Consider the following 23,810-nt stretch of genomic DNA (forward strand, 5'->3'; position numbering starts at 1 on the left):
ATTTATCCAGATGAAAAAATTAAATAACATTAAACTTTTAAGCTTCCTATTTTTTATAGGATTGATCGCTACTTCTTGTGTTAATGACGATGATTATGATGTGCCGCCAATTAACATTGAGGAGCCAAACGTAAATGTTAACACTGATCTTACTTCTATTAAAGCAATGTACCGGGGTTATGAACCTATAATTATAGAAACGGGTGAAGGTTCCACAAACGAGATGTATATGGAAGTATATGTAAACTCAAGCGATGAATCAGGGAATATCTATAAGCAAATGTTCGTTCAGGATGCCCCTCAAAATCCTACGAACGGAGTAGCTATCTCTGTAAATGCAACCGATCTATATACCAAATATGAACCGGGACGGAAGATTTATTTTCGTGTGAATGGCTTGTATATTGGAAAGTATAGAGGACTTCCTTCTATTGGAACTCGTGAGGGTAACGAAATAGGTAGAATTGGAGTAGAGGATTTCAATTCGCGTATTTTCCGTTCTCAAACGAGTGAGGATATTGTTCCTACAGTTATCCCATTGACCGAAAAAAATAATCCTTCTTATTTGGCTACTTTGGTAAAATTTGAAGATGTTCAATTTCCTGACGGTGTTGCTGGGGTGGAACATTACGCAAATTTAACAGATACCTTTAGCGAAAGTAGAACGATAGAAGATTGTGATGGTAATACCGTGATATTAAGAAATAGTGGGTTCTCCGACTTTAAAAATATGACACTTCCTGAAGGAAATGGAAGTGTTACGGCAGTTTTAAGTATCTACAATTCAGATATCCAATTGTTTATTAGAGATACAAGTGATGTAATAATGGATGGCGTACGCTGTGATGATGGCGACGGGGACGGAGATGGAGACGGCGACGGAGATGGTCCTTCTCCAGATGCTGTTCTCGCTTTTGCAGGAGCTGATTTTGAAAACTGGGCAGAATTCCTTGGTGGATTGAATAATTTTGGAATCCAACCTTATGCCACCCAAGGTGTAGGAACTGGAAGAGAGGGTAGTGCATCTTTGAAGATTGCTACCGATCCAGGAACTACAGATAGAAATGACTATGTATTTACTTCATTGGCAAAAGCTGGTTTGCCTGCCGATTATACTAAGATTTCTTTCTATATTAAAGGAACGGCGGATAAATCGGTTTCCCTAAATGTTTATAAGAATGATGAAACATTCTACGCTTTTAATCTTGAGGATTTGACATCAAGCAGAACACTCACGCCGGCAGAATCGAACCAATATACTGGCAATATCAATACTGGTGGTGAATGGGTTCTCGTTACTTTAAATCTATCAGGACTCAGTGACCTTAATGTTACGAATACTTCCAAAAACTTCTTCGCCTTGAAAATTGGAAAATCTGCAAATTATGATTTGCACTTTGATGATTTCACAATAGAATAATTTTCTGAGCGGATGACCAGAAAGTAAGACTTCGATAAATTCGTTTTAATCTTATAAAACCGTTTCCATTTTTGGGGACGGTTTTTTTGTTGGATTTTTTAAATACAAGAGTAATCTAAGTAACCTGAATTATCCTAACCATTTACCGCTAAGATTTTTTTCACTAAGTAATCCCTCAGTTGTGTTTTCAGGATTCTTAATAGGACTTCACACTGAGAATCTATAATTACTTCGGTTTAGTTAAGAAAATATTTCTGTTCCACTTAATAAAAATGAATAAATAGAGTGAAAGTTCCTAATCCATTTATTTAGACTTATATCTATTAGACCGTGGTGGCCAAATTATGTGGCTTCAATAGGCAGCTTAAAAATTTTCTTCCTCGCGATTGTGTTACTCTTTTATCCTAATTGGATTGGAGGAAGCCGGATGGAGATTTTTAGTTATGCGCTATAAACCACAATTAAAGTCTTTTTCTATGGTAAAGGTCCTGATCGCAATTAGTCACATTTGCTAATAGATGCCTTTGATAGAGAAGGGAAACGTTTATATAAATTGAGGAAAATGCTAAGAATTATATTCCGTGAAAATGAAATATTATTCCGAGATTCATTTATGTTGTTAATGAACATATTTGAAAACATAAATACTTAAAATCAAAAACCCCCGCAATTCCAAATGGGATTTGCGGGAGCTTTTTCTGGTTGATTAGCGATTCAGATTAATCTGATTATCTCTTTACTATTATAAACTCTGACCTTCTGTTCTGCTGGTATTGTTCTTCAGTACAATTGTCACCGCACTTAACCGCGGGTCTGCTTTCTCCAAAGCCTTCTCCACTAATTCTATCCTTGGAGATTCCTTTTGAAATAACATATTGAACGGTACTTTGTGCTCGTTTATCAGACAGGGCCATATTGTAATTATCGTTACCTCTACTATCTGTATGCGCCTCAACCTTTATAATCATTTCGGGGTTGCGCTTCATTAGATCTACAAGTTTATCCAATTCGAAAGCAGCTTGAGGCTTGATATTGTGCTTATCATAATCAAACAAAATTGGATTTAGATTAACTTTTTCATCTACAATCAATTCTTCTACTGGTCTTAGGGCAATACGTACTTTTTGCTCTTTTTCCTTAGAAGCAGTTATTGTTGCTGCGTTACTTTCATATCCTTCTTTAAACGCCTGAACTACGTGAGCTTGATCACAAGAAAGAGAAAAACGCTCATTGCCTTGGGCCGAAGTTTGTTTTGATTTAAGTTTATTCTCCATATTGTCAAAAAGATCTAGACGAGCGCCAGAAATTGGGGAATTTGTGTTTGCATCCACAACCAGCACAATAAGATTCACTTCACAAGATTCAATTTTATTTATCTTGTATATATCATCACTCCCTTTTCCTCCCAGACGATTTGAAGAAACATAACCTTCTTCTTTGCTGGCGTCATAAGTAAAAGCAAAATCGTCTGCACTGCTATTTACTCCAAGACCTAGGTTTTTAACTTCACCAAAGCCAGAACCACTTGCATCGGCTGCAAATACGTCAAGTCCACCCATTCCAAGATGTCCATCACTGCTAAAATAAAGTGTTCCGTTGGAATCTACATATGGGAAACCCTCATTTCCTTCCGTGTTAATTGGACTGCCAAGATTCTCAGGTTTTCCAAAGGTGCCATTTGCGGAGATGGTAACTTTATAAATATCTGCTTTCCCAATTCCCCCGGGGCGATTACTTGAAAAATATAATGTATTTCCGTCAGGGCTCAAAGCTGGGTGACTATTTGAAAATTCGGGATCATTAAATGGAGCCGATTGAATGTTGGTCCATCTTCCATTTATGTTCTCGGCGAAATAGATGTTCAACTGGTTAATACCTTCTTCATCCTTTTTAAATTTCCCATTGAAGTAGTCATTTCGGTCAAAATACATTCTTTTTCCGTCTGGAGAAAAAGCTGGACTACTTTCGTGATATTTGGTATTAACGTCACCTTTTACCAGCTCGGCATCTTTTACAACCCCACCAACTATGGATGCCTTATAGATATCCAAATAAGGTTCGTCATTCCATCCGTAAGTTTTGCGATTGGTGTTTCTTGAAGAAGCAAAATAGAAATCATTCCCTCTCACTGTTCCTCCAAAATCAGAGTACTTAGAGTTTACATCACCCAAGTTGGTCGCTTTGTATTTTTGTGCATCCTCATCAATAATCTTTGGTAGGTAATTTGGGTTCTTCATAAAAGCTACAGCTCTGGAATCTGCCGGTTTCATTTGGGCAAATTGTTTCATATAGGTATTATAATCGCCAAACTTGCCATTTGCCTTTAAGGATTGGGCATAATTATAAACCGTTTCGGGATCAAGGTCTTTACCTTTTATTATCTTTTTATAATAGGTTTCAGCTTGTTTAGTGTCATTTACAAAGTAATAGCTATTGGCCAAACGTTCATACACATAAGGACTTGCTTCACCTTTTTTGATCAATTTTGAATAGGCCTCGGCAGCGTCCGTATATTGTAGACGGTCATAATAACGATCCGCCTTTTTGGTTTGGCTGTTTTGAGCGGTAACCATTGTCGTACCGACCGCGAGAAGTAGAAGTATAGTATAGATTTTTTTCATCTTAAATGAAATTAATTAGGTTATTAGAAGAATCTTGGTGAACGTAGGATACGTGGCTTAAAGAATACATCAAAAGTAAGTATTACCTCGTGCGAAGCCGGTCCTACCGTTTTGATATCCGACACTACGTGATCGTAAGCATAGCCAATACGGATGTTAGGGGTTACCTGAAATCCGACCAAACCACTAAAGGAATCGTCCAATCTATAAGATGCACCAAGTTCAAACCTGTCATAGAAAAGGGCATTCAGGTTTGCATCAACAGATACGGGCGCATCGAATGCCGACTTCACCATCACGGAAGGTTTCAACTTAAAGTTGTCCGACATTTGAAATACGTAACCCGCTGTAGCAAAATAATGATTTGTTTCAGATCCGTATTTAACGCCATTTTCATCCAAGTGCACAGATTTCAACATATTCGGAACAGAAAGTCCTACATAAAATCTATCCCCATAAAGATAAGCTCCCGCCCCAATATTAGGATAGGTGTTTTTTATGTTTTCCGAAAAGAAAGGATCTCCTGGGTCTTGCAGATCCAAGTCTGCTAGTCCCACATCATGGAAGGTTGCTCCTGCTTTCAAACCTAAAGCCAATTTAATATTGGTCGACATTTGTAGGGTATAAGAGAAATCAACAAAAACATTTGTTTCTTTTACCGGACCCAATTCATCCTTAATGGCCGACAATCCCAGCCCCACCTTTTCTCCAATTGGAGAATGGGCTGAGAAAGTTATAGTTGTTGGGTTATCCTTCATACCGGACCATTGATCTCGATATAGGGCAGTCATGGAAAGACTTTCTTTAGACCCCGCATAAGCCGGGTTGATCACGTTCATATTGTACATGTACTGAGTGTATTGCGGATCTTGTTGTGCCTGTGTTTCCTGAAAGAGCAAAACCGTCATCAATACTATTAGGATATATATGTGTTTTTTCATTTTTATCTTTTTGATAGTTAAAAAGTATCTCATGGTTTCTAGTTAGCCTTTTGGTTAAGATAAATCCATCCCGTGGCCTGTTGACCATAGACTGCGTCGTTTCCAGCAAGATCTATTACATAAAAATAAGTGCCAGTTGGCAATTCCTTGCCATCATTTGTCTGGCCTTTCCACTGATTGGTATAATTTACCTGCTCATAAACTTGAGTTCCGTATCGGTTAAAAATCTGAAGTTTCTTAACTCCAGTTCTATCGTTCAGGAAGGTGAGATCCAAAAAGTCATTATAACCATCATCATTAGGAGAGATACCTTGTGAAATTACACAGTTGCCAATAGGATATAAGGTAATATCCACTGAATCCTCTCCAATACATCCACCTGAGTTAATAACTACCATATAGGTCTGAGCTCCAATTAAACCAGCTTCCAGAGATATATCCAAGGTGCTATTTGTAGCTCCGTCAATTGGGTCACCATTCAAAAACCATTGATAGGTTACGTTTTCTTCTGAAGTAGTAGCGGTTAATGTATGAGGCTCATTGGGGCAGGTTTGGAAATCAGCATCTACTGTTACCTCTAAATCATTTCCTACGCCAATAATAATTGTATCCTCTCCAGTACATCCATCTATATTGGTAACTATAACCTTATATTCCCCTATCTCAGTAATAACAAGAGTTTGATTGTTTTCACCGCTTAGGAGAACTCCATTCAAGTACCACTCGAACATCATGTTTTGTGGATCTGCTACCTGGGCAGTAAGAATGGTTGTTTCATCAAAGCAACTATCAAAATCATCGCCTAGATCGACAATAATAGGATCTGTAATACTAATCTCGATACTGTCCGTGGCAGTACAAGTGCCAACAGTTACTTCCAATGAGTAAACTCCGCTTTCGGTTACCACAATTGTAGGAGTAGTTTCGCCTGTATTCCATAAATAAGTTATACCAGTAGTATCTCCTGTTATAATCGGGATTATTTCAAAGGAACCGCCTTCGCATATAGTTTCATCAGGTCCTAAATCCAATAGTGGTGGATCGTTGACTATTATATCTATGGTAAAGGTTTCAATGCTACAAGGAGGATATTGTAAAGTAACGGTGTACGTTCCTTCTACCGTTGGGGTATATGTGGCATCTGTAGAAACAACGGTTCCAGATGGATCTTTCCACTCATAGGTTACCAAATTTAGATCGATATTACTATTTGTTGGTGTAGCATCCAATGTCGGGAATGGATCCGTTGAGCAAATGGTAACTTCGCCAGGTAGGTCAGTTGTAAGAGCAACGGAATCTTCTATGGTAAGATCAAAGGAAACAATGCTAAAACAAGACGGTTGATCAACATTTTCAACGCGTACGTAGATAGTTTCAGGATTACTTACATTTTGATAAGCGCTAGGATCTGCAATTGGATTTACATTCGATTGGGCTTCCAATTCATCTGTATGGAATGAGATGTTGAACAGGTTAGGGTTTTGACCGTTCAAAATAGTAGGAATCTGGCTTTCCAAATCAAAAACTCCGGGAGTTCCTACTGGTGCACATACGGACATATCAGGAGGTGTAACAATATCCGGTTGTACAGTTCCATGTCTTAAGGTAATATCATCTATGGCAAGATCATTACCACAACCACCACCAGAGTTATTTACCAATACAAGTTGAACGTCTGTGTTATTACCAGTATTGAAATTGATGGAGTATTCAAACCATCTAGGTACGGTTCCATTTTCTATATCGCCAGTTGTTACTTGAGCAACGGTATTCCCCATCATATCCTCAATTCTGAAAAGGACATTGGCAGGAATTCCACCGCCAGGGCAAATACCTGTATTTGTATCATATACGGTAGTAATCCAGGCATTGAAGGTAAAATCAGTGTTTGGTGTTAACGTGATAGTCCTACGATAAAATTCGTCTGGTGCAATTGAAGCGTTTACAAACATCATTCGACCGTCAACATCTCCGGTATGATCTTGCATATCTGTAAACCATCCTGTATTCAATCCAGCCGAAGTGCTTACCAAAGCGTATTCGCCATCGTCAATTTGTCCAGTTGCTTTAAAGGTGTAATTGGTATAAGGACTTTGACCTCTTCCAACACCAGATCCAAAATCTTCCACAAAATCTATTCCTTCACATTCTGGTTCTACAGTACAAGGACCAGTAAGGAAGGTAATTTCAACACTATCTCTAATGGTACAACCATCTTTGGTCAGCGCTAGAGTGTATATTCCCGAATCCGTTACGGTTAATGTTTCCGTAGTTTCGCCTCCAGGACTCCAGAGAAAAGTCGCGCCGGTAATATCACCTACAATTTCAGGAATTATTTCATATGAAGCTACATCGCAGAAAACCTTGTCTGGACCTAAATTCATAGTAACATCAATACTTCCTGTTATGGTAACTTGAACATCGTCCGTAACAGTTACGACATCGCCATTACAATTTGTGTAAATAGCCTGAGCGGTATAGACTGTAACCGGGTCGGTAGGACAAACATTAATTGTGGTATCTGTTCCAATTTCATTGCCATCGGCATCCAACCAAGAAAAAACCACGTTTGAATCTCCGTTTGGAGTATACCGCCAAGCTTCGTATGTAGCTGACCAGTTACCAGTGTTTCTTCCGGGAGCAGACTCACCTATAGTACCATCCTGATTCTGAATACCTACTACGGCATTACCATCATTCCAATTCGGGCAACCCGCAGATCTATCCTTAATATAGATTTCAACTACGTTAGTGGTTTCGTACATAACTATCTGCGAGGTAAGCTTGAGGTTTGTACAACTGAAGTACTTGATGTCATTAAAATTCACTACCATAGTACGATCAGGGGCTTCTCCAAAAACGGTCCAGTTTATTTTTCCTTCATCACCTGTGGACGGATAGATATCCATATAGGGGCCAAAAATAGCCGCATGGAAAAGGATTGGATTCGGAATTGATTGATCAAAACTCCATTCACAACGTGTATTTGGTGGGTTTTGAGTCAAATCAAAAGAAACCACGCCGTTAGATCCAATAACCATTTGTGTATAAACTTGCCCGTAAAAGCAAAATTCGAATGGTAAAGTAATCATGGGCGACCATCGGTCATCGATATTCACCGCAACCGGTGTCCCACCCATAAATGGGAATGGGGGATCGTAAGGAATTGAGGAAACGGAATAGGTGCTTGTGTCGCCAGTATAAAGATATTCGGCGGTAAGGTCTGTACAAGTTTCATTACAATCCAGCACTATATCTTCCCCAGCATCGACATTGGGATGTCCTGGGCCTTGGGCAAAGCCTGATAGGGATATCACAAATATTCCGATGAGCAAGAAAGTGTTTCGCGCAAAGTTACCCTTCAATAAATAGGAACAACTTTGTAAACAGAGAAGTAATTTTTTCTTCATAAAGCTTCAATTGAGATATTATCGTAAGTTAAGTTAAAATTTTTAACAGCCGAATATAATAAATTTCTAACATTCAAAGCTAGGAATTCAATACGAACTTTTATAAATTATTTATGCCAAGCCACTGATGGAGTATAGAGAGAAGAGTAGAAAGTGGTTGAAATGTTAAGGGGCTTAGCTGGTTAGCTTAAAATTTATAACTAAAATTTCCAATTCAGCAGTAAGCATAAACATTTCCGCAGTATTTTTCTTTTTCCTTAAAACAAAATAGTTAATTAGCTGTAAAGAAAAGAAAAGCCTTCCAAGGGGTTTTGTACATTTGTTTTATATATAAGCTTATGATAGATCAAACAGATATTTCGTACGAGAACACAATATTAATTGGCTTGATTACCCAATTCCAAGATGAGGAACTTAGTGAAGAATATTTAGATGAATTGGAATTTCTCGCTTTTACCGCAGGTGGGGAAGTTAAACGCCGTTTTTCTCAAAAAATGGATGTTCCGAATCCAAAGACTTTTATTGGAACGGGAAAATTGGAAGAGGTTAAACAATTTGTGGACGACAATGATATTGGGGTGGCAATTTTTGATGATGAACTTTCTCCAGCCCAACAAAAGAATATTGAGCGTATTCTGAATATAAAAGTCATTGATAGAACCAATCTAATTCTCGACATTTTTGCGCAAAGGGCCCAAACCAGCTATGCGCGAACCCAGGTGGAATTGGCACAATATGAATATCTATTGCCAAGATTGGCCGGTATGTGGACTCACTTGGAGCGTCAGCGTGGGGGTATTGGGATGAGAGGACCCGGAGAGCGAGAAATTGAAACAGATAGAAGGATTGTGCGGGACAGGATTTCATTGCTAAAGGATAAATTAAAAAAAATTGACCGCCAAATGGATGTCCAACGGGGCAATCGGGGTGCTTTGGTGCGAGTGGCTTTAGTAGGATATACCAATGTAGGGAAATCCACCTTGATGAATGCTCTCAGCAAAAGCGAGGTTTTTGCGGAAAATAAACTTTTTGCCACTTTGGATACAACGGTGCGTAAAGTGGTGATTGGAAATCTTCCCTTTCTTCTTACAGATACTGTTGGTTTTATTAGGAAATTGCCTACCCAGTTAGTAGAATCCTTTAAAGGAACTTTGGATGAGGTTCGTGAAGCTGATTTGCTTTTGCACGTAGTAGATATCTCACATCCTTCTTTTGAACATCATATTGAATCGGTTAACACTGTTTTAAAGGAAATAGGAAGCGGAGACAAACCAACGGTGATGGTCTTTAATAAGATTGATGCATACCATCCTGAAAAAATTGAAAGTGATGATCTAATGACCGAAAAGACCAAGGCTCATTATACTCTTGAGGAATGGAAAAAAACTTGGATGGCCAAAATGAACGGAGATGCAATTTTTATATCTGCCTTAAATAGAGAAAACTTCGACGAATTAAGAAAATTGGTATATGATAAGGTGAGAGAAATCCACACTACCCGATTTCCTTATAACGATTTTCTTTATGAGGATTATACAGGAGAAGAAGAATAGAAATAAATAGGTAAAGTGGAAAATTTTAAATAAACCTTTGTTTTAAACAAAAGCACTATATCCAGTTATAGCGCGCCCAACAATTAAGGTATTGATTTCTTTTGTTCCCTCATAACTATATATTGCTTCTGCGTCTGCCACAAATCTAGCTACATCGTATTCCAATAAAATTCCATTGCCACCCATAACTTCGCGCGCACTGCGAACCACATCACGGGTTCGCATACTACAGAATACTTTTGCTAAAGAAGCGTGCTCGTCGGTCAAGAGATTTTCATCCTGAAGTTCTGAAAGTCGGAAACAAAGAGTTTGCATAGCTGTTAAGTTTGCCAACATTTCAACCAAATGATTTTGTATCAACTGGAAGGAAGCTATGGGTTTGCCAAACTGTTCTCTTTTTTTAGTGTATTTCAACGCACTTTCATAAGCGCCACGCGCGCAACCTACTGCTTGCCAAGCCACAGCCGCACGGGTAACTTTCAAAACTTTTGCAGTGTCTTTAAACGAATCGCATTTTTGAAGCCTATCACTTTCAGGTATCCGGCAATCGGTCAATGTTATCAACGCATTTTGAACCGTTCGCAAGGCCATTTTGTTTTCAATTTTTTCAGCTTTAAACCCAGGATTACCTTTTCTCACCAAAAATCCTTTCACCCGATTTGTCGCTTCATCGTTGGCCCAAATTACGGTTACATCAGAAAAGGTGGCGTTTCCTATCCATTTTTTCTGTCCATTTAAAATCCATTCATCTCCTTCTCGCCTGCAGGTAGTTCCCATTCCGCCAGCTACGGCAGAGCCCACATCTGGTTCTGTTAACCCAAAAGCTCCAATAACTTCCATTCGAGCCATTTTGGGGAGCCACTCCTGTTTTTGCTCTTCACTTCCGCAGATATTTATTGAGCTCATGGCCAAACCGCTATGCACTCCGAAAAAAGTGGAGATTGAGACGTCAACCCTAGCCATTTCCATGGCTATAATTCCTTCCATCACAAAATTTTCATTGGGAGTGCCATAGCCATCAATGGTAAGACCACAAATATTCAACGCCGCCATTTTCGGAATAATCTCAAAAGGAAATTCGGCCCTATTCCAATATTCATTGGCAATTGGTCGAACTTCATCTTCCATGAAATTTCGGATTTTCAGTTGTAACTCCCTTTGTTCGGGGGTCAATTTTGAACTTAATTCATAGAAATCTCCTGAAATGGGAGGTAACTTGTGCTGCCCTTTTTTGCCACTTTTATGTTTTAGCATTTTCATCAACCCATCCAGTTGCCGATCGTCGAGCTCTCCAACAGTTTTCATAATTTCGGAAAGATCCACTTTTTCTGAAAGCTTGGCCAATGCATCTATATCGATACCTTTCATTAAATGCAGCGACTTTTTAATTTTTGAGAAGATGGACATAAGATTTTTTTAAGAGATGAGTTTTAAAGATACCCATATCCTATTTTCACAAAGCACAAAGAAAAGTTAATTTGGAAACTCCAACTGGTTAAGAGGCTAATCAATCTGATTATGTCCTTTGTAAATCTGTGTAGATTCTTTTGGCCGAAAATATATTTCCCAAATGGCAAATCCTATTACCACAAAATATTCTAGGGCAACCAACCAAAGGTTTTCATCAACGCCATCCTTGCCATATGCCGAATAGCTCAGCATAACCATCAAGCTCCACACAATGGGAAATTTATATCTTGTAAACACAGAGAGCAAGAGAGGTGTTGCAATATACCAGGGATGCACGGTGGTAGCTAGTAGGAAATAAATTGAGATGGCAAAAAGCATAGCGGTTAACAATTTTTCGCGAGTGTTATTTCTTCTGAAAAATGCGATACCCATAATTAAAAGAAAAACAATTATAGGAATAATTTTTCCGATAATTCCAATAATATTCCACCCAACCACCTGAAAGCCAATCCACCGAATTATGTAATACACACTTGCATTGAACTCAAAATCCTGAAACCATAGGGCGAGAGTGGATGTAAAATTTCGCATAAATTCCACCGAAAGAAATGGAAGAAATGTTACAACAACCGTAACTCCAACAATTAAATAAAATTCGATTAATTTTTTGATGGAGACTTCGTAGGATTCAAAGATCCGTGGAATTTTATTTTTACTGCCAAAGTATCTAAAGAACAATGGTAAAAACAGCAAAGGAATTAACTTCACCGAAATGGAAATCCCAAATAACACTGCCGCCCATAGCCATTTTCTTTTAAAGAGTGAATAAAGAGACCAGATTAAGAGGAATAGCATTACTCCTTCAAAATGAAGATTGCCCGTAAGTTCAATGATTATAAAGGGGTTAAGAAAGTACCAAAATATATTGTTCACCGGAAGCTTTAATCTTCTCAATATTTTCTTTCCAAAATATAGAATTCCTACATCAGCTAAGATTATGAGAACGCGAAGCACCATTATCGAACTTAATATGCTTTTGCCTCCAATTAATGCTGCAATGGTGAATAGGAATTGATTTATAGGTGGATAATTACTAAAATGGCTGCCACTTAATGCTCCCATCCCACGATATAGATTATTTGCATTCGGAATTATAATGTCCTGCGAAATCGAGAGATCATTAAAATACATTGTAGGAGTAAATAAATATGGATTTACACCCTGCGCCATTAGATGTCCATCCCAAATAAAGCGATAAAAATCTTGTGAAAGATTTGGTATGGCAAAAAGAAAAATGACCCTAAAAGTAATTCCAAATCCCACTAGCAATCCAAAGCTTTGCTTCCATTTCTCGATATATAAATAAGCGATAAGAAACAGTGCGCAATAAAGCGTGATTAACTTTATGAAATCGCTTCTTTCTAAATCGTAGGCAAAACTTATATAAAACGCGATGGAAGTTATCGCGAAAAGTAAAGGAATCTTGGATAACTTAAATACGTTGCTCACAGGCTCTAGGGTGTATTAATCCTGCCATTCGGCGATAAATAGGTTGGTATCGTGTCCTCCACCATTATTTCTATTCGAAGAAAAAGCCAAATATTTACCATTGTTGGAAAAAACTGGAAAAGCGTCAAATGTATCACTGTGGGTTACCCGCTCTAAATTTTTACCGTCGATATCGATTAGGTACAAATTAAAAGGATATCCTCTCTTCGATTCAAAATTGCTGGAGAACAGAACTTTTTTCCCGGAAGGATGGAAAAAGGGCGCCCAACTTGCATTTCCCAAATCGGTCAATTGGCGAAGGTCGCTTCCATCGGAGTTGCAGATGTACAAATCCATTTCCGTGGGCTGCACCAGTCCTTGAGCAAGCAAATCCTTATATTCTTTTATCTCATTTTCGGTTTTAGGACGTGAAGAACGGAAAATAAGTTTGGAACCATCGGGAGAGAAGAAAGCTCCTCCATCATATCCCAGCTCATTGGTAATTTGTTTTACGTTAGAGCCATCAATATTCATAGTATAAAGTTCCAGGTCTCCACTTCGCATAGAGGTAAAAACAATTTTATCTCCTTTGGGCGAAACGGTAGCTTCGGCGTCATATCCAGGTTCATCAGTAAGTTGCTTTACTATATTTCCATCTAAGTCTGCAACAAAAATATCGAAGCCTTCGTAGATAGGCCATACATATTTTCCATCATTTTTAGAAGGAACGGGCGGACATTCAGAATCCGCTAAATGCGTGCTGGCATATATTATGTGCTTATTGTCCGGAAGAAAATAACTGCAGGTTGTTCGTCCTTTTCCTGTACTGACCATCAGCGGTTGGGAATCATTAAAAGTATCCTCAAAGTCCATTAAGAACATTTGGTCACAACGTACGCCCCAATCTTTATAATTGCTTTGGAAAACCAGTTTGCTGTCATCAAAGCTCCAATAAGCCTCAGCATTGTCACCACCAAAAGTTACCTGACGTAAGTTTTTAAAATGTTTTTCCTCGGGAAAAATGAGTGTGTCCTTGGTATAGGTATCTATTTTTGTAAATGTCCTTTCTTCTTTTAATTCGGATGGTTGTTCCTCTGTTTTCTTCACTTCATTTTTACAACTGACAAAAAGAAAAGCAATGAGGAGGGTATATATTAATTTCATGAGTGCCTGATTTTTATTTTTGAAAGTTATATCAAAAGGTAATATTTTGGTTTGGTAACTGTGCGGGATTGAAATATCTCCTATTAATGTACTTTTGTGTAAAAATACTGATATGCGCTCAATTCCAATGATATTTCTGATAATACTGATGTTTTCATGTAAGGAAGCAAAAATTCCTGTTATAACCATGAAAGAAGATGTTTCTGTTTTGGCCAATGATAGCCTTGGTGGTAGGAAAACAGGCTCTGATTATGAAAAGAAAGCAGCAAAATATATCGCGAAAAGATTTGAAGGATTAAAACTTCAGCCAAAAGGAGTGAATGGTTTCTTTCAGAAATTTACTTTCAAGCCAAGCAAAAATCCCCATCAAGAAGCAGAATTTACCTCGGAATCTAGTGATAGCACACAAACAGGAGAAAATGTTATGGCATACTTAGATAATCAAGCGGAAAATATAGTAGTTATTGGTGCTCATTACGACCATTTGGGAATGGGAGGTGAAGGTTCACTTTTTGGGGATGGGCCTGCAATTCATAACGGAGCTGACGACAATGCGAGTGGCGTAGCAATGATGTTGCATCTGGCGGAGAAACTCCAACAGCACGGTGCGCCCAAAAGCAACAATTATCTATTTATAGCTTTTTCTGGTGAAGAGGAGGGATTATTGGGTTCTAATTATTTTGTAAAACATCCTACCATAGACACCAAAAACGTAACCTATATGATAAATATGGATATGGTAGGACGGCTCAATAAGGAAAATACTTTAGCGGTATATGGCGTGGGTACTTCTCCAATATTTAAAGGAGTAGTAAATAAGAATGCTGGAGTTCTGAATATTATCGAGAATGAAAGTGGAGTTGGGCCCAGCGACCATACTTCGTTTTATCTAGCCGATATTCCTGTTTTACATTTTTTTACAGGTCAGCATGAGGATTACCACAAGCCTTCCGATGATATTGAAAAAGTGAATTTTGAGGGAATGGAAATAGTTTCCAATTATATTTTTAAAATTATTAAGGATCTGGATTCCGAAAATAAGATGCAATTTCAAAAGACTAAAAATGAAAGTGAAGTCGTACCCGATTTTAAGGTTACGCTAGGTGTAGTTCCAGATTATCTTTTCGGTGGAAAGGGAATGCGAATTGACGGAGTGAGTGAAGATAAACCCGCCCAAAAAGCAGGACTTCAAAAAGGAGATGTAGTTGTAAAAATGGGCAATTTGGGAATTACCGATATGATGAGTTATATGAATAGTCTTTCAAAATTTGAAAAAGGTCAAACTACCACTGTAACCATTGATAGAGCTGGAGAATTGAAGGAAGTTGAAGTTACATTTTAGTTTTTTTTTACGGTATATTTGGATAAAATAAGTAATTGTGGAATCTACAAAATTAAGGGAAATTTAAAAGCTGAGTACTCAGAGATTATCCAAGATGACGGCAAATTGGACTATTTATAAAAGATGTTTAAGACCAATAATTCTGAAACATTTCGAAGAATATTATAGGATTTTAGAAACTGAGATCTTTTCATTTCAAATTAAAAGAAAGCTAATTTTCGGGAGTTTCCGATTAGTAAATGCCCTTATATGATTATTTCGGAGATGATTGAAGATACCCTTTATATCTCTTCTATTTCGAATATTTATCAGGATCCAGATAAAAAATCGAATAATGGTATCTAAGAATATTCAAATGTATTTCCGTAACAAAAGTATTTTGAACCTATAAGATTATAATCGTCAATTATATCAATTAAAAAGGGTGGACGACAACTCGAATAATTGAAAGTCAGATATTATGAAATTACAATTAGAATCAAATCAATTAGAAGATTATTTACAGGAAATACCTCCTGTAGTTCAATTTTATACTCCCTTAATTCAGAAGAAAATCAGTGAAATTAAATCTCGGGCCTCAAATGATCACGATCGCGCAAAAATGGCCTTTGAGACTGCCCGTGATGAAATTGCACATAATTTCGACACTAAAAGTGATAATATTACCGTGAATGCTGAAGACGTTCTAAATAGGAAGGAAGGTATCTGTTTTGCCAAATCTCATCTATTGGCGAGTCTGCTGCGAGGGATGGAAATTCCCGCAGGATTTTGTTATCAGAAGGTTTTAAAGAAGGGAACAGTTGAATCGGGTTATGCACTTCACGGATTAAATGCCATTTATCTTCCCGAAACAGGTTGGTTCCGAGTGGATCCAAGAGGGAATAAACTTGGAATCGATTCGCAATTTTCTATTGAAGAAGAGAAATTGGCCTATCCTATAAGACCAGAGCTTGGAGAAATCGATTATAATATAGTACTGACCAAACCTTTGGCAACTGTAGTTCATTTTATGCAAGAATCTAGAAACTGCGAGCAACTTTTTAATTCAAGACCCACAGATCTATAAATAAAAAACCTAACAGGTTTAAGAAACCTGTTAGGTTGAACTTCTTGTTAAATACAGAGATTTACATCATTCCAGGCATTCCACCGCCCATTCCGCCAGGCATTCCGCCTCCGCCGTGCTCTTCTTTGATATCAACCAAAGCGCACTCAGTTGTAAGAATCATTCCAGCAATGGATGCTGCATTCTCCAATGCGATACGAGTTACTTTTTTCGGATCGATTATTCCAGCTTTTAGCATATCTACATATTGTCCTGATTTGGCATCGTAACCGAAGTTTTTCTTGCCTTCCAAGACTTTGTTTATTACTACTGAACCTTCACCTCCTGCATTTTCTACGATAATACGTAGCGGAGCTTCAATAGCTTTGGCAACAATGTTTACTCCAGTTGTTTCATCTAGAGAATCAGTAGTTATTTTTTTCAAGACTTCCAAAGATCTTATAAGTGCAACACCACCTCCGGCAACAATTCCTTCTTCAACGGCCGCACGGGTTGCGTTAAGGGCATCATCAACTCGATCTTTCTTCTCTTTCATTTCAACTTCCGAAGCAGCACCTACGTATAGAACAGCAACACCGCCAGCCAATTTAGCCAAACGTTCTTGCAGTTTTTCTTTGTCATAGTCGCTGGTAGTAGTCTCGATCTGAGCTTTAATCTGATTAACTCGAGATTTGATGGTGTCTTTTTCACCACCACCGTTTACGATAGTCGTGTTATCCTTATCGATGGTTACGGTTTCAGCAGAACCCAACATATCGATAGTTGCGTTTTCTAAAGTGAAACCGCGCTCTTCTGAAATTACTGTTCCTCCTGTAAGGATTGCAATATCTTCAAGCATTGCTTTTCTTCTGTCACCAAAACCTGGAGCTTTTACTGCTGCAATTTTTAATGAACCTCTAAGTTTGTTTACAACCAAAGTAGCCAAGGCTTCTCCATCAACATCCTCAGCAATAATCAACAACGATTTTCCTTGTTGGGCAACCGGCTCAAGTACAGGAAGCAAATCCTTCATTGAAGAGATTTTTTTATCATAAAGCAAAATCATTGGATTTTCCAATTCAGTTTGCATTTTTTCCGCATCTGTTACGAAATATGGAGAAAGATATCCACGGTCAAATTGCATTCCTTCCACTACGTCAACGTAAGTTTCAGTTCCTTTTGATTCTTCAACAGTGATAACTCCTTCTTTTCCTACTTTACCAAAAGCTTGGGCGATTAAATCCCCGATTAATTCGTCATTGTTAGAAGAAATGGTAGCAACTTGCTTAATCATTTCAGAAGAATTGCCAACCTTGGTAGTTTGCTTTTCAAGATTTGCTACAATTGATGAAACAGCTTTGTCAATACCGCGTTTCAAATCCATTGGATTTGCGCCTGCAGCTACGTTTTTTATGCCTTCTCTTACAATAGCTTGAGCAAGAACAGTTGCAGTAGTTGTTCCGTCACCAGCAAGATCGTTGGCTTTGGAAGCAACTTCTTTTACCATCTGAGCACCCATATTCTCCAGGGCATCTTCAAGTTCAATTTCTTTTGCTACGGTTACACCATCCTTGGTAACTTGAGGCGCTCCAAAGGATTTACCGATAATAACATTACGACCATTTGGGCCCAAAGTTACTTTTACTGCGTTTGCCAATGCGTCAACACCTCGTTTTATTGCATCACGGGCATCTACATCAAATTTTATATCTTTTGCCATAAATTTTTATTTTTGAGATTCCTTCAAAAGGTGGAATCTTTGGGTTAATAATTATAGATTTTTAAGTTTATGCTTTTTAGATAATCCCCAAAAAAAATGTCAACTCCTTTTCAGGAATCGGTATTCGATTTTTAGATTAAATTATCGCAAGAATATCGTCCTCGCGCATAATAAGATAGTCCTTGCCATCAAATTTCAGTTCGCTGCCTGAGTATTTACCGTAAAGTACGGTGTCACCAATTTTCACGGTCATTTTGTGGTCTTCTTTTCCTTTGCCTACAGCTACAACTTTGCCTTGCTGTGGTTTTTCTTTAGCTGAATCAGGAATGTAAAGTCCGGAAGCGGTCTTAGTTTCTGCTTCTTCGGGCTGAACCAATACACGGTCTGCAAGTGGTTGAATTTTTAATGCCATTTTTATTTTAATGTTTTGTTGCCTGCGCAAAGCAAGCTGGTTAAACTTTAGTTTAAATATTTTGATTGCTAATTGGCAGAAACTGTGCCACGGCCCAAAACTGACAGTTTAAGGTGCTAATAATGCCAGCTTGTCAGAAATTGGTGTTATGGGGAAGAGAGAATAAAGGCCTATTCGGTAATTGATGGGAAATGAAATTCCATGAAGGAGTCATCGAATCCTACAGATCCGTTTTCCATGAAAAATGCCGACTCAAATTGAATCGGCATTTAAAGAATATTTTATAAGAAAGTCTTACTCTGGATTATCCGTAGCTGGTTGCGCAGGTACCTGTTGTGTAGGTACAGCTGGAACAGCATTTTGGTCAAACGTTTTGGATTCAAGGCTTCTTCCACCCATAATAAAAACGTTCGAAAACATGATTAGAACTAGCATTATGGTTGCAAGGGTCCAAGTACTCTTATCCAAGAAGTCGCTTGTTTTTTGTACGCCACCAATTTGGGCGCCGCCACCACCTCCAAAAGAAGAAGAAAGACCGCCTCCTTTAGGATTTTGTACCATTATAACTACGACCAATAAAAAGGCCACTATCATTATCAAAATTAAGAATATTGTAAACGTACTCATTGTGCTTCTGGATTAATCAATTTTTCTATTGCCCGAATTTGGTCTGCAAAGAAACCACTTTTTTCGGGATTTTTCAAAATTAATATTTTATATGCTTGAATTGCTTTTTTATAGTTCTTTTGTTGCAAATAAACTCGGGCCAAAGTCTCCGTCATTAGAGAATCAGTCGGTTGGATATGGGCCTCAACCTCGATGTTTTTTATCTCCTTATCCCTTTCTTTTGGAGAAATGCCGTTAGAACCTCCCGAAAAAGCTGATGGTGTTATCTTGGGCCGGTCTTGAATAAACTTGTCAATCAATTCAAATTTTCGTTCCTTTTCTTCAATAGAAGGTGGTGTGGATATAGTGTTATACTCTTCTAAAGTTGCATTAGGTTGTTCCTCTTTTTGCAATGTATGGCAAGTTCGTTCTATAGGACGAGCTTTGGTAAGTTTTAACCATTCCGAAAACGAATGCGTATCGCTCTTGGTAAATTCCAAAGGTTTATCTGCCAATATGGTTTCTTCAAATTGTTCCTCCTTTTCCTCAAAATTGGATTCGTTATTTGTTACCAAATTGGCTACTGAATCTACTTTTCGCTGGAATAAATCTGGATTCAGGATAGCATCTGCCTTGGCTCTTTCCACTTTCCATTCCTTATCTTTCTCTTCACGAATTTTATCTGAAATATCTTCTGAGATTACACTAATTTCCATTACTGAAGAATCGTGCTGTAAAATGGTTTGTGAAATTTCATTTTGAATAAATTTTTCAGAAGTAATATATTCAAATAAAATATCCCGGTCTGCTGTATGGGCAGCTGCCATTTTTAACGCTTCGTTATATTTAAAACTTTCCTGGTTTTTTAATCCTTTAAGCTGAAGCGCCCTAGCACTCTGGAAATAGGGATATTTTTGAACAACCATATCCAAATCATTTAAATCCTCCGAATTTATTTTCTGGGGATTGGCGAGCAGATATGTATAGTGTTCAAGTTTCATGGCTGTTTATTTCTCAATTCTGAAGGGATAGTTGTTTTCGTTTTACCAATTGGCGAGGGATTTATTAAAAATATCCTGGGTTATCCGTTCAAAAATAATTTCCACTGCTGCGGTCAATTTAGAACCGGTAAGTTGTGTTTGTCCATCGTAGTCATAATAAAAACTAAAGCTCTGTTCGAAATCCTTCAATGGATCCTTTGTATTGTAAAATCGAACATTTACGGCAATCGTAAGCCGGTTTTGTGCGGCCCGACTATCGGAAGTTGCAGTAATGGGTGCAATATAAAATTGTGTTATTTCACCTTCATATATCAGATCGCCATTGTTATTTACCAAGCTCAAGTTTGTCTGGTTAAGTAACAGATCCTGCAGCATCTGGGTGAAATCGCGAGCAATTCCAGGTTCAACAATAAGTGCATTATTTTGAAAGTAATTAACCTGAACCGTTTTGGTGGTATTGTAATTTATGTCCGCTCCTGTAAAGGAATAAGCACCACATCCGTGAATTAAAAACGATAAGCTTAAAAGGAGAATAAACGGAGCTATTTTTGACATTTATCTTAAGGGTTTAGAGTGGTCTTAAAGTTGCGTGGCAGTTTTCAATAATTAATTTTTAGGCTTTGGATACCCATATCCTGGCTAACCAATTTTATAAATCGTACAGTTTTATCTTCCGATACAAAGTTCTCTCTGAAATTCCAAGTTCGTCCGCCGCGTCTTTTCTTTTTCCTTTATATTTTTCCAAAGATTTCTTTATTAGTTCCAGTTCCTTTTGCTGCAACGATAAATTTTCCTCTTCCTCAACTTCTTCAGCATACTCATAATTATCTTTTCTTCGATGATCCTGTGCAGAGCTGTAGGATTCCGAAGTGTGTTCCGGAATACTCAAAACCTCAACATCTGAGGATTGATCGGAAGTTTCATCATCAATAATAGCGGCTAGCTCATCTTCTACTTGACTTTCTTGGGAATATATTTTATTGATCAAAGAAGATTGTTCCTCTTTTACTTTTGCGGTGTTCCCCGTTTTCATTAGCTCCAACGTGAGTTTTTTCAAATCGTTCATGTCCCGTCTCATATCAAAAAGAACTTTATAAAGTATCTCTCTTTCGCTGCTAAAATCGCTTTCCGATTTTTTGTTGTTGACAATGGCAGGAAGATTACTGCCCATTTCGGGGAGATAGTGTTTTAGCGTTTGCGCTGAAATCTCACGATTTTGCTCCAAAACAGATATTTGTTCGGCTACGTTTCGCAATTGGCGTACGTTTCCCGCCCATCTGTATTGCAATAATATTTCTACCGCGGGATCTTCCAAACGAATGGTTGGCATTTTATATTTCTGGGCAAAATCTGAGGCGAATTTCCTAAAAAGAAGGTGGATATCCTCACGCCTTTCCCGTAACGGCGGCAAATTAATTTCCACCGTACTCAGTCTATAGTAAAGATCTTCACGGAATCTACCTTTTTCAATCGCCTCCACCATTTTTACGTTGGTAGCGGCAACAATGCGGACGTCTGTTTTTTGTGTGGCGGAAGATCCTACTTTCAGAAACTCGCCACTTTCTAAAACCCGCAATAAACGCACTTGTGTAGGAAGCGGTAATTCGCCTACCTCATCTAAAAATATTGTACCTCCATCTGCTACTTCAAAATAGCCACTACGGGTAGCGGTGGCTCCGGTAAAGGAACCTTTTTCGTGACCGAAGAGTTCGCTATCAATCGTTCCTTCGGGAATTGCGCCACAGTTCACGGCAATATATTTCCCGTGTTTTCTATGTGAAAGCGAATGGATTATTTTTGGAATACTTTCTTTTCCTACCCCGCTTTCACCCGTTACCAATACCGAAATATCCGTTGGCGCCACCTGAATCGCTTTTTCCACGGCACGATTCAGCTTTGGGTCGTTCCCTATTATTCCAAATCGTTGTTTTGTTGCTTGTATGCTTTCCACTTTTTATAAAAAGTTTAAAAGTTTATGAGTTTAAAAATAATCGTTAATCTCTACCGACTACCCAGTACCGACTAATGATTTTCAGAATATCCCACAGCCTTGCCTATTAATGTGGCGGTGGTGCATTCGGTTATTTCCACAAGAACAAAATCTCCCAATTTATAATTTTCCTTGGGGAAAACTGCCACAGTATTTTGGGGTGTTCGTCCACTCCATTCCTTGTCGCTCTTCTTAGATTCCTTTTCAATCAACACTTCAACAATTTTCCCTACCGTTTTATGGGTGTGATAGGCGCTGTGTTTTTGTTGCAGATCGACAATCTCCATCAGTCGTCTTTTCTTGATTTCTTCGGGCACATCGTCTTCCAATTTTCTCGCAGCCAAGGTTCCGGGACGTTCAGAATATTTGAACATAAACCCAAAATCGTATTTTACAAGTTCCATCAGGCTTAAGGTATCTTGATGATCTTCCTCGGTTTCAGTAGGAAACCCGATAATCATATCTTGGGAGATTCCACAATCAGGAATTATGCTGCGTACCTTATCGATCAGCTCCAAATATTCCTCTCGTGTATGTTGACGGTTCATTTCCTTCAAGATTCGGGTGCTACCACTTTGAACTGGTAAATGGATATGGTTGCAGATATTGTCATATTTTGCCATTACGTGCAGTACATCCTCGGTCATATCCTGAGGATTGCTGGTTGAGAAACGAATTCTCATTTTAGGCTGGGCCAAGGTGGCCATTTCTAAAAGCTGCGCAAAAGTTGTGGCTATAGCTTGTTGCATTGGAGAAGCATTCTTGAAATCCTTTTTTAGGCCTCCACCATACCATAAATAGCTATCTACATTTTGACCGAGCAGGGTAATTTCCTTATAACCTTTTTCACCTAGATCGTTTATTTCGGCGATAATGCTATGCGGATCGCGGCTACGTTCGCGGCCGCGGGTGAAGGGAACTACACAGAACGTACACATATTATCACAACCTCGGGTTATGCTCACAAAGGCGGTAATTCCATTTCCACCCAAACGCACTGGAGAAATATCACCGTAGGTTTCATCTTTCGACAAAATCACGTTTACGGCCTCTCGTCCTTCCTCCACTTCCTTTAGAAGGTTCGGAATGTCCTTATAGGCATCTGGGCCAACGACCAGATCGACAATCTTTTCTTCTTCTAGCAATTTCTCTTTAAGCCGTTCTGCCATGCAACCCAAGACTCCCACTTTCATATTGGGATTGTTTTCTCGTTTTACCGCATTGTATTTTTCCAATCGTTTACGTATGGTTTGCTCTGCCTTGTCTCTAATGGAACAGGTGTTTACCAAAACCAAATCGGCATCTTCGAGTAAATTGGTGGTGTTATAACCTTGGTCTACTAGAATTGAAGCAACAATTTCACTGTCACTAAAATTCATGGAACAACCGTAACTCTCTATATATAATTTTTTGGAATTCGCTTCCTTGGCCTCAAGAACCAAGGTGTTTCCTTGTTTTGCTTCGTCTAAAACTTTTTCCATAACTTAAAATAAAATAAACCGAACAAATATAAATTTGGTTTGGATGGCAAAGATACGGTTTTAGGATTCGGTGACAAAGTGGCAGATGAGGATTTATAAAAATATTCCTAGATGTTTTTAAGCCTTATAAACATGAGAAAAATCTTTGGAATGATATTTTCAATCACAATTTTGGGATAATTTAATCATTAAGGATATGGAGTGTT

General features: G+C 38.3%; 17 protein-coding genes. 4 read left to right on the forward strand and 13 right to left on the reverse strand.

Annotated features, from left to right (window positions below; translation table 11 throughout):
* The first annotated feature begins 10 nt into the window (after nt 1-10).
* The gene (locus EI546_RS13000; RefSeq protein ID WP_128250945.1) at nt 11-1,420 is read left to right on the forward strand and encodes a DUF5689 domain-containing protein; all 1,410 of its coding nucleotides are present in this window, start codon (nt 11-13) and stop codon (nt 1,418-1,420) included.
* A gap of 728 nt (nt 1,421-2,148) precedes the next feature.
* Here EI546_RS13000 and EI546_RS13005 read toward each other — a convergent pair.
* From EI546_RS13005 to EI546_RS13015, 3 genes are read right to left on the reverse strand one after another with little or no spacing between them, the layout of a single operon-like run.
* A complete protein-coding gene (locus tag EI546_RS13005; RefSeq protein WP_128250946.1) occupies nt 2,149-4,041 on the reverse strand; it encodes an OmpA family protein in 1,893 nt (630 codons plus the stop codon).
* Between the two features lie 23 nt (nt 4,042-4,064).
* Nucleotides 4,065-4,982 (reverse strand): PorP/SprF family type IX secretion system membrane protein, encoded by a 918-nt coding sequence (locus EI546_RS13010; protein ID WP_128250947.1) that lies wholly within the window; start codon nt 4,980-4,982, stop codon nt 4,065-4,067.
* Nucleotides 4,983-5,020: 38 nt separating this feature from the next.
* On the reverse strand, nt 5,021-8,392 hold the full coding sequence (locus EI546_RS13015; RefSeq protein ID WP_128250948.1) for a gliding motility-associated C-terminal domain-containing protein: 3,372 nt from the start codon (nt 8,390-8,392) through the stop codon (nt 5,021-5,023).
* Between the two features lie 338 nt (nt 8,393-8,730).
* Between EI546_RS13015 and hflX the strand changes: the two genes are divergently transcribed.
* A complete protein-coding gene (gene hflX, locus EI546_RS13020) occupies nt 8,731-9,945 on the forward strand; it encodes a GTPase HflX (protein WP_128250949.1) in 1,215 nt (404 codons plus the stop codon).
* A gap of 42 nt (nt 9,946-9,987) precedes the next feature.
* On the opposite strand, the gene EI546_RS13025 is transcribed toward hflX, so the two are convergent.
* From EI546_RS13025 to EI546_RS13035, 3 genes are all read right to left on the reverse strand, one after another.
* Nucleotides 9,988-11,352, reverse strand: a complete 1,365-nt coding sequence (locus tag EI546_RS13025; protein WP_128250950.1) for an acyl-CoA dehydrogenase family protein — start codon at nt 11,350-11,352, stop codon at nt 9,988-9,990.
* A gap of 96 nt (nt 11,353-11,448) precedes the next feature.
* Nucleotides 11,449-12,864 (reverse strand): glycosyltransferase 87 family protein, encoded by a 1,416-nt coding sequence (locus EI546_RS13030; protein WP_128250951.1) that lies wholly within the window; start codon nt 12,862-12,864, stop codon nt 11,449-11,451.
* A 15-nt stretch (nt 12,865-12,879) separates the two neighbouring features.
* Nucleotides 12,880-14,007: a TolB family protein gene (locus EI546_RS13035; RefSeq protein WP_128250952.1), complete on the reverse strand. Its 1,128-nt coding sequence runs from the start codon at nt 14,005-14,007 to the stop codon at nt 12,880-12,882.
* A gap of 112 nt (nt 14,008-14,119) precedes the next feature.
* Here EI546_RS13035 and EI546_RS13040 point away from each other — a divergent pair, with 112 nt between their 5' ends.
* Nucleotides 14,120-15,349, forward strand: a complete 1,230-nt coding sequence (locus EI546_RS13040) for a M20/M25/M40 family metallo-hydrolase (protein ID WP_128250953.1) — start codon at nt 14,120-14,122, stop codon at nt 15,347-15,349.
* A 460-nt stretch (nt 15,350-15,809) separates the two neighbouring features.
* Entirely contained in the window at nt 15,810-16,415 is a 606-nt protein-coding gene (locus tag EI546_RS13045) for a transglutaminase-like domain-containing protein (RefSeq protein WP_128250954.1), read from the forward strand.
* 61 nt (nt 16,416-16,476) lie between these two features.
* On the opposite strand, the gene groL is transcribed toward EI546_RS13045, so the two are convergent.
* The 7 genes from groL to miaB form a co-directional block, all read right to left on the reverse strand.
* The gene (groL, locus tag EI546_RS13050; protein WP_128250955.1) at nt 16,477-18,114 is read right to left on the reverse strand and encodes a chaperonin GroEL; all 1,638 of its coding nucleotides are present in this window, start codon (nt 18,112-18,114) and stop codon (nt 16,477-16,479) included.
* 136 nt (nt 18,115-18,250) lie between these two features.
* Nucleotides 18,251-18,526, reverse strand: coding sequence for a co-chaperone GroES (locus EI546_RS13055; protein ID WP_128251622.1), 276 nt, complete (start codon nt 18,524-18,526; stop codon nt 18,251-18,253).
* Nucleotides 18,527-18,820: 294 nt separating this feature from the next.
* On the reverse strand, nt 18,821-19,153 hold the full coding sequence (secG, locus tag EI546_RS13060) for a preprotein translocase subunit SecG (RefSeq protein WP_128250956.1): 333 nt from the start codon (nt 19,151-19,153) through the stop codon (nt 18,821-18,823).
* Nucleotides 19,150-20,133 carry a hypothetical protein gene (locus EI546_RS13065; protein ID WP_128250957.1) on the reverse strand — a complete coding sequence of 328 codons (984 nt, stop codon included), beginning with the start codon at nt 20,131-20,133 and terminating at the stop codon, nt 19,150-19,152. Before EI546_RS13065 ends, secG begins: the two co-directional genes overlap by 4 nt.
* A 42-nt stretch (nt 20,134-20,175) precedes the next feature.
* On the reverse strand, nt 20,176-20,688 hold the full coding sequence (locus EI546_RS13070; protein WP_128250958.1) for an LptE family protein: 513 nt from the start codon (nt 20,686-20,688) through the stop codon (nt 20,176-20,178).
* Between the two features lie 94 nt (nt 20,689-20,782).
* Nucleotides 20,783-22,084: a sigma-54 interaction domain-containing protein gene (locus EI546_RS13075; protein WP_128250959.1), complete on the reverse strand. Its 1,302-nt coding sequence runs from the start codon at nt 22,082-22,084 to the stop codon at nt 20,783-20,785.
* Between the two features lie 71 nt (nt 22,085-22,155).
* A complete protein-coding gene (gene miaB, locus EI546_RS13080) occupies nt 22,156-23,604 on the reverse strand; it encodes a tRNA (N6-isopentenyl adenosine(37)-C2)-methylthiotransferase MiaB (protein WP_128250960.1) in 1,449 nt (482 codons plus the stop codon).
* Nucleotides 23,605-23,810 lie beyond the last annotated feature (206 nt).

This window comes from Aequorivita sp. H23M31 (assembly GCF_004022485.1).
GTDB lineage: Bacteria > Bacteroidota > Bacteroidia > Flavobacteriales > Flavobacteriaceae > Aequorivita > Aequorivita ciconiae.

Bases quoted from the DNA above. Each gene is read 5' to 3' on its own strand.
- EI546_RS13010 (WP_128250947.1), bottom strand. From the start codon at position 4,982: ATGAAAAAACACATATATATCCTAATAGTATTGATGACGGTTTTGCTC.
- EI546_RS13045 (WP_128250954.1), top strand. From the start codon at position 15,810: ATGAAATTACAATTAGAATCAAATCAATTAGAAGATTATTTACAGGAA.
- miaB (WP_128250960.1), bottom strand. From the start codon at position 23,604: ATGGAAAAAGTTTTAGACGAAGCAAAACAAGGAAACACCTTGGTTCTT.
- EI546_RS13000 (WP_128250945.1), top strand. From the start codon at position 11: ATGAAAAAATTAAATAACATTAAACTTTTAAGCTTCCTATTTTTTATA.
- EI546_RS13025 (WP_128250950.1), bottom strand. From the start codon at position 11,352: ATGTCCATCTTCTCAAAAATTAAAAAGTCGCTGCATTTAATGAAAGGT.
- EI546_RS13055 (WP_128251622.1), bottom strand. From the start codon at position 18,526: ATGGCATTAAAAATTCAACCACTTGCAGACCGTGTATTGGTTCAGCCC.
- EI546_RS13035 (WP_128250952.1), bottom strand. From the start codon at position 14,007: ATGAAATTAATATATACCCTCCTCATTGCTTTTCTTTTTGTCAGTTGT.
- EI546_RS13070 (WP_128250958.1), bottom strand. From the start codon at position 20,688: ATGTCAAAAATAGCTCCGTTTATTCTCCTTTTAAGCTTATCGTTTTTA.
- groL (WP_128250955.1), bottom strand. From the start codon at position 18,114: ATGGCAAAAGATATAAAATTTGATGTAGATGCCCGTGATGCAATAAAA.
- EI546_RS13015 (WP_128250948.1), bottom strand. From the start codon at position 8,392: ATGAAGAAAAAATTACTTCTCTGTTTACAAAGTTGTTCCTATTTATTG.
- hflX (WP_128250949.1), top strand. From the start codon at position 8,731: ATGATAGATCAAACAGATATTTCGTACGAGAACACAATATTAATTGGC.
- EI546_RS13065 (WP_128250957.1), bottom strand. From the start codon at position 20,133: ATGAAACTTGAACACTATACATATCTGCTCGCCAATCCCCAGAAAATA.
- EI546_RS13005 (WP_128250946.1), bottom strand. From the start codon at position 4,041: ATGAAAAAAATCTATACTATACTTCTACTTCTCGCGGTCGGTACGACA.
- secG (WP_128250956.1), bottom strand. From the start codon at position 19,153: ATGAGTACGTTTACAATATTCTTAATTTTGATAATGATAGTGGCCTTT.
- EI546_RS13040 (WP_128250953.1), top strand. From the start codon at position 14,120: ATGCGCTCAATTCCAATGATATTTCTGATAATACTGATGTTTTCATGT.